We start from the raw sequence: 10006 nt of genomic DNA, 5'->3' as shown, positions 1-10006 counted from the left end.
GGGGAGAACCGTTCGGCAGGTGAGGGGGAGCGCTTACGACCCGCCGTACATCGCGTCGATCTCCTTCGCGAAGTCCTTCGTCACCACATGCCGCCGCAGCTTCAGCGACGGCGTCAGGTGGCCGGCGGACTCCGTGAACTGGCCGGGCAGTACGTGGAAGCGGCGGATGGACTCGGCCCTGGAGACCGCCGCGTTGCCGTCGTCGACCGCCTCCTGGACCGCCGCCCGCAGCTCCTCCCGCCCCAGCAGTTCTTCGCGCGGCAGGTCACCGAGGCCGTGCTCCGCCGCCCAACGCGGCAGGAACGCCTCGTCCAGGGTGATCAGCGCCGCCACATAGGGGCGGCGGTCGCCGACCACCAGGCACTCGGCGATCAGCGCGTGCGCCCGCACCCGGTCCTCGATGACCGCGGGGGCCACGTTCTTGCCGCCGGCCGTCACCAGGATCTCCCGCTTGCGACCGGTGACCGTCAGATAGCCGTGCTCGTCGAGCGAGCCCAGGTCGCCGGTGTGGAACCAGCCGTCCACCATGGCCTCGCGGGTGGCCGGCTCGTTGTTCCAGTAGCCCTGGAAGAGGTGGTCGCCCTGGACCAGCACCTCGCCGTCGTCCGCGATCCGCATCCGGGTGCCGGGGATCGGCGGGCCGACCGTGCCGATGCGGGGCGCGTCGGTCGGGTTGAACGCGGTGGGCGCGCAGGTCTCGGTGAGGCCGTAGCCCTCGAGCACCGTGAAGCCGATGCCACGGAAGAAGTGCCCGAGGCGCTCGCCGAGCGGCGCGCCGCCGCTGATGGCGTGAGTGGCCCGGCCGCCGAGGGCGGACCGCAGCCGCCGGTAGACCAGCCGGTCGAAGACCCGGTGCGTCAGCCGCAGCCCGAGCCCAGGGCCGCGCGGTGTGTCGAGCGCCCGGCTGTACCGCTCGGCGGTGCGCGCCGCGCGGTCGAAGATCCGGCCCTTGCCCTGCTCCTCGGCCTTGGCCCGCGCCGCGTTGTAGACCCTCTCGAAGACCCGGGGGACGCCGAGCACGATGGTCGGCCGGAAGGAGGCCAGGTCGTCGGTGAGGGTGGCCGCGTCCGGCACGTGGCCCAGCCTGATCGGCGCGAGCTGCGTCGCCACCTGGACCATGCGGGCCAGGACGTGGGCCAGCGGCAGGAAGAGCAGCAGCGAGGCCTCGCCGGTGCGGAACAGCGGCCCGAACTGGGCCAGCCCGTTGCCGCTCACGGTGAGGAAGGCGCGGTGGGTGAGCAGGCAGCCCTTGGGACGGCCCGTGGTGCCCGAGGTGTAGATGAGAGTGGCGGGGGAGTCCGGCGTGACGGTGTCCCGCGCCGCGTCGAGCTCGGCTTCCGGCACCTCACCTCCCGCGGCCGTCAGGAGGGCGACGGCGCCCGGCTCGTCGTCCCCGGCGTCCAGGCACCACACCGTGCGCAGCTCGGGCAGCCGGTCGCGCAGCCCCTCGATCACGGCCAGGTGCCGCTCGTTCTCCACGACCACCGCGACCGCGCCCGAGTCGGACAGGTTCCAGCATGCCTGCTCGGGCGAGCTGGTCTCGTAGATCGGCACCGACACGGCCCCGGCCGTCCAGATCGCGAAGTCGAGCAGCGTCCACTCGTAGCGGGTGCGGGAGAGCAGGCCGATCCGGTCACCCGGGCTGATCCCGGCGGCCAGCAGACCCTTGGCCACCGCCCGCACCTCGGCGTGGAAGGCGGTCGCGGTCACGTCCGCCCAGCCGCCGTCGTCCCGTCGGCGCGCCAGGACCGCGAGGTCGGGCGTGCGCTCCGCGTTGACACGCGGCAGATCGGCCAGGCTGCCGCCCGGCGGCACCTCGTAACGGGCGGGAAGGGCGAACTCACGCACTGAAGCTCCTCGTTGCCGTGGTTTGCCGTGGTTTGCCGGGGGAAGCCACGTTCCTGGCTCTTCGCGCAGAGTACCCTGCTGAGCACGTGACGCCTCCCGTGCGGGCCTGGCGACCACGCGCGATAGCCTTCCCAGGAAGGCAGCGGGAGATTCGCGAGGAGCCATGACCATGGCCGAGCACACCAGGTCGAGCATCACCATCGAAGCCACCCCGGCCGAGGTCATGGCGGTGATCGCCGACTTCGGCCGCTACCCGGAGTGGACGGGCGAGGTCAAGGAGGCGGAGATCCTCAAGCGCCGTCCGGACGGCCGCGCCGAGGAGGTCAGGCTGCTGCTCGACGCCGGCGCCATCAAGGACGAGCACACCCTGGCCTACCAGTACCCGGACGAGCACGAGATCCGCTGGTCGCTGGTGAAGTCCAGGATGCTCCGCACCCTCGACGGCTCCTACCGGGTGGCCTCGGTGGCCGGCGGCAAGCACTCCGAGGTCACCTACCAGCTGACCGTCGACGTCAAGATCCCGATGCTGGGCAGCATCAAGCGCAAGGCCGAGAAGGTCATCATCGACCGGGCCCTGGCCGGCCTGAAGAAGCGCGTCGAGAGCGTTCCCGAGTGACGGGCGAGGCGCCGGGCGCCCGCACCCTGCTGGTGACCGGACCCGGCGGGGACGGCGCGAGCACGGTCGCCGCCGCCACCGCGCTGGCCGCGGCCCGCGCCGGCCGGTCGACGCTGCTGCTCAGCCAGGAGCCGGCGGGGCGGCTGGCCGCGCTGCTCGACACCGTCCCGCCCGCCTGGCCGGAGGAGCCGGTCGAGCTCGCCGGCGGCCCGGCCGTCGCCAGGATCGACGCGGCGGGCCGGTTCCGCGCCGGCGTGCTGGCCGCCCAGCGGCACGCGCGCCCGGCCCTCGACGCGCTGGGCGCCGGCGTCCTCGACGACGACGAGCTCACCGAGCTACCGGGCGCCGCCCCGCTCGCCCTGTTGCACGCGCTGCGCACCGCCCACGCCGCCGGCCGCTGGTCGCTGGTCGTGGTCGACCTGCCGCCGGTCACCGAGGCGATACGCGCGCTCGCCCTGCCCGGGCAGCTCCGCCGCTACCTGCGCCGGCTGCTGCCGCCCGAGCGACAGACCGCCCGCGCCCTGCGTCCCCTCGTCGCCCAACTGCTCGGCGTGCCGCTGCCGGCCCAGAGCCTCTACGAGACCGCGGACCGCTGGGACGGGGAGCTCGCGGTCCTCGAACGGCTCTTCGAGAGCCCGGGCACCGCCGTCCGACTCGTCATCGACCCCACCGAGCGCTCCGCCGCGCAGGCGCGCGCCGCCCGCGCCGGACTCGCCCTGCACGGCCTCGGCGTCGAGGCGCTGATCGCCAATCGGCTGCTGCCGGCCGGCTCCGCCGCCCCGCTGCTCGCCGACCTGGCGGCCGGGCAGCGCGCCGTCCTCGACGCGTTCGGCCGCGCCACCGGCCTCACCGCCCCGCACCCGCTGCCGCACCTCGGCCGCCCGGTGCGCCCCGAGGACCTGGCCGAGCTGCCGCTGCCGCCGCTCGGCGAGCCGGGGGCGGCCGTGGTCGCCGAGCCGACCGTCGAGGACCGGCTGGCCACCGACGGGCTGCTGGTCTGGCACCTCCCGCTGCCCGGCGCGACCCGCGACGACCTCGACCTGGTCCGCCGCGGCGACGAACTCGTCGTCACCACCGGCCCGTTCCGCCGCGCCCTGCCGCTGCCGGCCGCCCTGCGCCGCTGCACCGTGGCCGGCGCCGCCTTCACCGACGCCGCCGAGCTCGCCGTCCGCTTCGCCCCCGACCCCGACCGCTGGCCGGACCGCGCCCTGGCCGGCGTCCCGCGCGCCGACTGACCCGGGGTACCGTCGAGAGCGACGGCACACGCATCGGAGGGCCGCGATGAGCGACGACGTCGACCGGGACGACGCACAGCAGCACGGCGGGCGGGCAGCCGGCGCCGCCGACGAGGAGGCCTGGGCCAGCGCCTGCGCCGAGGACCTGGCCGCCGAGCGGGAGCGCCGGCGTCGCGAGTACGGCGACGAGCCGCCGCCCGCGACCGGCGACGCGGTGCGGGAGCTGCGCAGGCTCGCCGAGGCCATCACCGACCAACTGGGCCGCCTCGGCGGGAGTTTGGGCGGCCTCGGCGCCGGGGCGGGGGCGGGGTTCGCGGCCCAGGCCAGGGCGGCGGTCGAGCCGGTGCTCGAGCGGAACGCCGAGGCGATCCAGCATCTGGCCAACGCGGGCCAGGAGTTGCTCGCCGCCTACCGGGCGGCCGTGCTCTCCCACGAGCAGCGCTGGACCCGCGAGGCCGAACGGCCTTCGAGCGACGCCGAGTCCGGGGAGCCGGCGGCGCCTGCCGCGGACCCCGAGGAGCCGGAGGACCCGCCCGCCGACGGCCCTTCGCACCGCATCGACCTGGACTGACGCGGGGCGGTCAGCCCGGCCCCGCTCCGGTACCGTGTTCGCGAGCGGGGATCCACTGACATCACTTGAGGGATACAGGGACATATGGGACTGACCATCGGCGTCGACATCGGTGGGACGAAGATCGCGGCGGGCGTGGTGGACGAAGAGGGCGCCATCCTCGATACCTGCCAGGTGCCGACCCCACCCACCCCCGAGGGCGTCGTGGAGGCCATCGCGCACGCCGTCAAGACCGTCGGCAGCGGCAGTTCGGCCGAGGCCGTGGGCATCGGCGCCGCCGGCTACGTGGACGACAAGCGCGCCACCGTGCTGTTCGCGCCGAACATCCACTGGCGCCGCGAGGCGCTGAAGGACAAGGTCGAGCAGCGGGTCGGCATGCCCGTGGTCGTGGAGAACGACGCCAACGCCGCCGCCTGGGGCGAGTACCGGTTCGGCGCGGGCGCCGGCCACGACGACGTCATCTGCGTGACCCTGGGCACCGGCATCGGCGGTGGCATCATCATGGGCGGCCGGCTCTACCGCGGTCGGTTCGGCGTCGCAGGCGAGTTCGGCCACGTCCGCGTCGTCCCCGACGGACTGCTGTGCGGCTGCGGCAGCCAGGGCTGCTGGGAGCAGTACGCCTCGGGCCGCGCCCTCGTCCGTTACGCGCGGCAGCGCGCCACCGCGACCCCGGATGCCGCCGAGGTGCTCCTCGGCCTGGGTGACGGCACCCCGGAGGGCATCGAGGGCAAGCACGTCAGCGCGGCGGCCAGGCGCGGCGACAAGGTGGCCGTCGACTCCTTCCGCGAGCTGGCCCGCTGGGCCGGCGCCGGCCTCGCCGACCTCGCCTCCCTCTTCGACCCCTCGGCCTTCATCGTGGGCGGCGGCGTCTCGGACGAGGGCGACCTGGTGCTCGAGCCGATCCGCAAGTCCTTCCGCCGCTGGCTCGTCGGCGGGCGCTACCGGCCGCACGCCCAGGTCCTCGCCGCCCAACTCGGCGGCAGGGCGGGCCTCGTGGGCGCCGCCGACCTGGCGCGTCAGGGCTGAGCGCCGGCGTCCCGATGCCGACCGAGGTGCGGCTGCTCAGCTACAACATCCGCTCGATGCGGGACGACACGGCGGCGCTCGCCCGGGTGATCAGGGCCTGCGCCCCGGACGTGCTGTGCGTCCAGGAGGCCCCGCGGTTCCTCGGCTGGCGGCGCCGGGTGGCGCGCCTGGCACGCGCCACCGGCCTGTACCTGGTGAGCGGCGGCGCCTCGGCCACCGGGCCGATGATCATGGCGGCGCCGCGGGTGCTCGTCGAGTCGGCGGGCGACCTCACCCTGCCGTACACCCCGGGCTTGCACCGCAGGGGTCTCGCCACCGCCGTGCTCAGGTTCGCCGGCGGGCCCAGGCTCGCGGTGGTCAGCTGCCACCTGGGCCTGCGGGACGCCGAGCGCCGCCGGCACGCGCCGCTGGTCGCCGACCGGCTCGCCGCGCTCGGCGCCCCGGCCGCGGTGCTCGCAGGCGATCTCAACGAGGACCCGGGCGGTGCCGCGTTCCGCCTGCTGGCCTCGCGCGGCCTGCGGGACGCCTGGGAACTCGCCCCCGAGGGCGGCGAGTTCACCTCACCCGCGGCCGGCCCCGAGCGCCGCATCGACGCCGTGCTGTGCACCCAGGCGGTGACCGTGCTCGGCTGCGGAGTGCCCGAGGAGCCGGCACCGGCCGACCTACGCGCCGCCACCGACCACCTGCCGGTGCTGGCCAGGCTCACCCCCTGAACCCGGCCCGCCCGGGTTGGGGCAGGCCCTAGACGACGGCGCCGCTGCCCGGGTCCGTGAAGTCGTCGTCATGGCCGTCCCGCAGTCGGGTGATCAGCGTGGCGAAGCCGCCCAGGAAGCCGCCCACGCCCAGGGTGACGAGCCACCAGGTCATCCGCTGCTGCAGCAGCACGGCCCCGATCAGCAGCAGCGGGCCGCCGAGCACCGCGACCCACGCCAGCTTGGTCGTCAGGTCGGTCTCCGGCAGCGGCGGCGGCTCCGGCGGCACGAAGTGGTCCTCGTCCTCGTCCTCCGCGGCCTCCCAGTCCCGGGGGCCGCTCAGCGGACCCCCGGTGGGACCGGCGCCCGCCGGACCGTCGGCCGGCCCCTCCGCGGGCTCGGCCACCGGCACCCGGTCGACCGTGTCCGTCAGGTCGAGCTCGCCCGCCTTCGGCCAGACGCCAGGGGGATCGGCCGGCTCCTCGCCGTAGCCGGCGACGATCTCGGCCCACGCGGCTTCCTCGTCGATCGGGTCGCGGCCGTCGCCGCGCTCCTGGTCACGTTCCGTCACGGAGAGTCTTCCTTGTCGCGAGCCGGTGCAAGCCGGGTGATGAAGGCGTCCGTCTCTTGAAAGATACGCTCCGCGTCGTGGTCCAGGGTGGCCACGTGAAAGCTGGACGGCAACAGCAGCTCCGTCAGGTCGGTCGAGGAGACGCGATCGCGGACGAGCGCCGCGTCCCCGGGCGCGATCACGTGGTCCTCCGCGCTGCGCATCAGCAGCAACGGCTGGGTGACGCGCGGTAGTTCGGCCCGCACCAGCCGCTGCAGCGCCCGCAGCGAGTGGGCCGCGTGCAGCGGCACCCGCCCGTACCCCGACTCCGTTACCCCCTCCTTGGCTATGTCGGAGATGATCCCCTTGGCGCTCGGTACCAGATGGCGCAGCACCGGCAGCAGGAAGCCCGCCCTGGAGGGAAAGGTCACGCCCGGATTGACGACGGCGACCCCGGTCACCGCCGCGCCGTGCCGGGCCGCCAGGCGCAGCGCCAGCGCCCCGCCCATCGACAGGCCGCACACGAACACCGTCTCGCAGCGGCGGCCGAGCTCCCGCAGCTCCCGCTCGACCGTCGCGTACCAGTCCTCCCAGCCGGTGTGGCGCATGTCCTGCCAGCGGGTGCCGTGCCCGGGCAGCAGGGGCAGCGAGACGGTCAGGCCGCGGGCCGCCAGGTGCTCGGCCCAGGGGCGCAGGGAGTGCGGGGTGCCGGTGAAGCCGTGACACAGCAACACGCCGGTCGACGAGCCGTGGTGTGCGTAGGGCTCGGCCCCGGGAAGAAGGCGCATCGTCTGCTCGCTCCGTTCGGCTCGTAGGGCGCCAGTAACCCTATTCCCCAGTAAGGTCGCCTCATAGAACACGGGAGGTTGACGGGGTGCTGTACGGGGCGATGAAGATGTCCGTGGGCGCGGGGCTGAAGGTGGCCTTCCGCCCCTGGGTGGAGGGCAGGGAGCACGTGCCCGTCGAGGGGCCCGCGATCCTGGCGAGCAACCACCTGTCGTTCTCCGACTCCTTCTTCCTGCCCGCGGTGCTCGACCGCAAGGTCACCTTCATCGCCAAGGCCGAGTACTTCACCTCGCCGGGCATCAAGGGCCGGCTGACGGCCGCCTTCTTCAAGGGCGTCGGCCAGCTGCCCGTGGACCGCTCCGGCGGGCGTGCCGCGGGCGAGGCCGCGATACGCAGCGGCATCGCGGTGATCGAGCGCGGCGAGCTGTTCGGCATCTACCCCGAGGGCACGCGCTCCCCCGACGGCCGCCTCTACCGCGGCAAGCCCGGCGGCCTGGCCCGGATCGCGCTGGCCACCGGGGCGCCGGTGATACCCGTCGCCATGATCGACACCGAGAAGATACAGCCGCCGGGCAAGGTCGTCCCCAAGCTGATGCGGCCCGGCATCCGGATCGGCGAGCCGCTCGACTTCAGCCGCTACCAGGGGATGGACGAGGACCGCTTCATCCTCCGCTCGGTGACCGACCAGGTCATGTACGCGATCATGAAACTCTCCGGCCAGGAGTACGTGGACATCTACGCCACCGTCGCCAAGCGGATGCTCGCCGAGGCGGCCAAGGGCCAGTCCGCCGAGGAACGGCCCGAGCAGAAGGAGCCGAAGGAGTAGCGCGCGTGTCCGTGGAGCGACCGCTGTGGCGCGCGCTCACCGGCTACCGGCTGCTGACCCTGAGCTACGCGCTCGGCCTCTTCCTCCTCGCCCACGACGACTACGGCCGGCCGCTGGTCGGCGCCGGTTACCTGGTCACGCTCACCCTCTGGACGCTGCTCACCACCCCCCTGGTCGCCTCGGGCGAGCGCTGCACCCCCCGGTTCCTGGCGGTCGACATGACGATGGCGGTGGGCGGCACGCTCCTCACCCTGGTCGCCGACCCGGACGCCACGGTCCGCCCGACGCTGCCGTCGATCTGGGTCGCCGGCTCCGTGCTCGCCGTCGCCCTGAGGGGCGGCTGGCTCTGGGGCGGCGCGGCGGCGGTCGTCATGGGCGCCGCCAACCTGGTCGAGGACGGCCGCTACTCCGGGGCGGCGCTGCACAACGCCGTGCTGGTGTGTGTGGCCGCCGTCGCCATCGGCTACGTGGTGGAGGTGGCGCGGGCCAGCGAGCGCCTGCTGGCCAGGGCGCTGCGGATCGAGGCGGCCACCAGGGAGCGCGAGCGGCTGGCCAGGGACATCCACGACGGCGTGCTCCAGGTGCTGGCGATGGTCCAGCGGCGCGGCACGGCGCTCGGCGGCGAGGCCGCCGAGCTCGGCCGGCTGGCCGGCGAGCAGGAGCGCGCGCTGCGGACGCTGGTCACCGACGCGCCGCAGCCGCGGGCGACGGCGTCCCGCGAGGACGTCGGGGCGCTGCTCGCGGCCGTCGCCGGGCGGGGCGAGCGCGTCACTCTCGTGGGCCCTGGCACGCCCGTCGAGCTGCCGGCGCGGGCCGCGCGCGAGCTGACGGCGGCCGTGGAGGCCGCCCTGGACAACGTCCGCCGGCACGCGGGACCGGCCGCCAACGCGTGGATACTGCTGGAGGACGAGCCCGACGCGGTGCTCGTCACGGTGCGGGACGACGGGCCTGGCATCCCTCCTGGCCGGCTGGCCGTGGCGGCGGCCGAGGGCCGTCTCGGCGTGGCCCAGTCCATTCGGGGACGGCTGCGTGACCTCGGCGGCGGCGCCGAGTGGGGATCGGTGCCCGGCCAGGGCACCGAGGTCGAGATGCGGGTGCCGAAGGGAGCGGACCGATGAGTTCCACCGTGCGGGTGATGGTGGTGGACGACCACCCGATGTGGCGCGACGCGGTGGCCCGCGACCTGGGCGAGGCCGGCATGGATGTCGTCGCCACGGCGGGCGAGGGCCCGCAGGCCGTACACCGCGCCCGGGCCGCGCTCCCCGACGTGCTGGTGCTCGACCTCAACCTGCCCGGGCTGCCGGGCGCCGAGGTGTGCCGGCAGCTGGCGGGCGAGGTCAGGGTGCTCGTGCTGTCCGCGAGCGGCGAGCAGCGGGACGTGCTCGAGGCGGTCAAGGCAGGCGCCACCGGCTACCTGGTGAAGTCGGCGAGCGTCGCGGAACTGGTCGACGCGGTACGCCGCACGGCGGCCGGCGAACCGGTCTTCACGCCTGGCCTGGCCGGCCTCGTGCTCGGCGAGTACCGCCGCCTGGCGGCTGCCGCCGCGGCCTCGACCACCGTCGCCGACGACGTCCCGCACCTCACGGAGCGCGAGACGGAGGTGCTGCGGCTGGTCGCCAAGGGGCTCACGTACCGGCAGATCGCCGAGCGCCTGGTGATCTCGCACCGGACGGTCCAGAACCACGTGCAGAACACGTTGGGCAAGCTGCAGCTCCACAACCGGGCCGAGCTCGTCCGCTACGCGATCGAACGCGGCCTCGACTGACCGTCCGCTACGCGCTTGGCGTAGGCCGCGGCCGGGCTGGCGGCCGTGCGGGGCCGCGTGGCCCGGCGGCGCAGCCGCCACGGGCCCGGCC

The 10006-nt window shown here is 74.8% G+C and carries 11 protein-coding genes; 8 read left to right on the top strand and 3 right to left on the bottom strand.

Annotated features, from left to right (window positions below; all coding sequences use genetic code 11):
* Positions 1-33 precede the first annotated feature (33 nt).
* Positions 34-1848, bottom strand: a complete 1815-nt coding sequence (locus E1265_RS27385; RefSeq protein ID WP_132933676.1) for an AMP-dependent synthetase/ligase — start codon at positions 1846-1848, stop codon at positions 34-36.
* A gap of 169 nt (positions 1849-2017) precedes the next feature.
* Here E1265_RS27385 and E1265_RS27380 point away from each other — a divergent pair, with 169 nt between their 5' ends.
* The 5 genes from E1265_RS27380 to E1265_RS27360 all read left to right on the top strand — a co-directional run bounded on the left by E1265_RS27380 (position 2018) and on the right by E1265_RS27360 (position 6009).
* On the top strand, positions 2018-2464 hold the full coding sequence (locus E1265_RS27380) for an SRPBCC family protein (RefSeq protein WP_132933675.1): 447 nt from the start codon (positions 2018-2020) through the stop codon (positions 2462-2464).
* Positions 2461-3699 carry an ArsA-related P-loop ATPase gene (locus E1265_RS27375; RefSeq protein ID WP_132933674.1) on the top strand — a complete coding sequence of 413 codons (1239 nt, stop codon included), beginning with the start codon at positions 2461-2463 and terminating at the stop codon, positions 3697-3699. The genes E1265_RS27380 and E1265_RS27375 overlap by 4 nt, the downstream gene beginning before the upstream one ends.
* A gap of 46 nt (positions 3700-3745) precedes the next feature.
* Positions 3746-4270 carry a DUF5304 family protein gene (locus E1265_RS27370; RefSeq protein ID WP_165953901.1) on the top strand — a complete coding sequence of 175 codons (525 nt, stop codon included), beginning with the start codon at positions 3746-3748 and terminating at the stop codon, positions 4268-4270.
* Between the two features lie 84 nt (positions 4271-4354).
* A complete protein-coding gene (locus E1265_RS27365; protein WP_132933673.1) occupies positions 4355-5296 on the top strand; it encodes an ROK family glucokinase in 942 nt (313 codons plus the stop codon).
* Between the two features lie 14 nt (positions 5297-5310).
* Complete coding sequence (locus tag E1265_RS27360; protein WP_132933672.1) at positions 5311-6009, top strand: endonuclease/exonuclease/phosphatase family protein; 699 nt, start codon at positions 5311-5313, stop codon at positions 6007-6009.
* A gap of 28 nt (positions 6010-6037) precedes the next feature.
* Here E1265_RS27360 and E1265_RS27355 read toward each other — a convergent pair whose 3' ends face one another.
* The gene (locus E1265_RS27355) at positions 6038-6559 is read right to left on the bottom strand and encodes a hypothetical protein (RefSeq protein WP_132933671.1); all 522 of its coding nucleotides are present in this window, start codon (positions 6557-6559) and stop codon (positions 6038-6040) included.
* Positions 6556-7326 carry an alpha/beta fold hydrolase gene (locus tag E1265_RS27350; RefSeq protein WP_132933670.1) on the bottom strand — a complete coding sequence of 257 codons (771 nt, stop codon included), beginning with the start codon at positions 7324-7326 and terminating at the stop codon, positions 6556-6558. The genes E1265_RS27355 and E1265_RS27350 overlap by 4 nt, the downstream gene beginning before the upstream one ends.
* A gap of 101 nt (positions 7327-7427) precedes the next feature.
* Here E1265_RS27350 and E1265_RS27345 point away from each other — a divergent pair, with 101 nt between their 5' ends.
* Genes E1265_RS27345 through E1265_RS27335 form a run of 3 tightly spaced genes read left to right on the top strand, consistent with a single transcriptional unit; the run spans position 7428 to position 9915 of the window.
* Positions 7428-8150, top strand: a complete 723-nt coding sequence (locus tag E1265_RS27345; protein WP_243741144.1) for a lysophospholipid acyltransferase family protein — start codon at positions 7428-7430, stop codon at positions 8148-8150.
* A 5-nt stretch (positions 8151-8155) separates the two neighbouring features.
* Complete coding sequence (locus E1265_RS27340; protein WP_132933668.1) at positions 8156-9268, top strand: DUF5931 domain-containing protein; 1113 nt, start codon at positions 8156-8158, stop codon at positions 9266-9268.
* Positions 9265-9915: a response regulator transcription factor gene (locus tag E1265_RS27335; protein ID WP_132933667.1), complete on the top strand. Its 651-nt coding sequence runs from the start codon at positions 9265-9267 to the stop codon at positions 9913-9915. The genes E1265_RS27340 and E1265_RS27335 overlap by 4 nt, the downstream gene beginning before the upstream one ends.
* Positions 9916-10006: the final 91 nt, after the last annotated feature.

Source organism: Streptomyces sp. 8K308, assembly GCF_004348315.1.
Classification (GTDB): Bacteria; Actinomycetota; Actinomycetes; order Streptomycetales; family Streptomycetaceae; genus Streptomyces.
Note: the sequence above shows the minus strand (reverse complement) of the source record. Positions and strands in the feature narration are given on the sequence as shown.

Bases quoted from the DNA above. Each gene is read 5' to 3' on its own strand.
- E1265_RS27380 (WP_132933675.1), top strand. From the start codon at position 2,018: ATGGCCGAGCACACCAGGTCGAGCATCACCATCGAAGCCACCCCGGCC.
- E1265_RS27370 (WP_165953901.1), top strand. From the start codon at position 3,746: ATGAGCGACGACGTCGACCGGGACGACGCACAGCAGCACGGCGGGCGG.
- E1265_RS27365 (WP_132933673.1), top strand. From the start codon at position 4,355: ATGGGACTGACCATCGGCGTCGACATCGGTGGGACGAAGATCGCGGCG.
- E1265_RS27360 (WP_132933672.1), top strand. From the start codon at position 5,311: ATGCCGACCGAGGTGCGGCTGCTCAGCTACAACATCCGCTCGATGCGG.
- E1265_RS27350 (WP_132933670.1), bottom strand. From the start codon at position 7,326: ATGCGCCTTCTTCCCGGGGCCGAGCCCTACGCACACCACGGCTCGTCG.
- E1265_RS27345 (WP_243741144.1), top strand. From the start codon at position 7,428: ATGAAGATGTCCGTGGGCGCGGGGCTGAAGGTGGCCTTCCGCCCCTGG.
- E1265_RS27335 (WP_132933667.1), top strand. From the start codon at position 9,265: ATGAGTTCCACCGTGCGGGTGATGGTGGTGGACGACCACCCGATGTGG.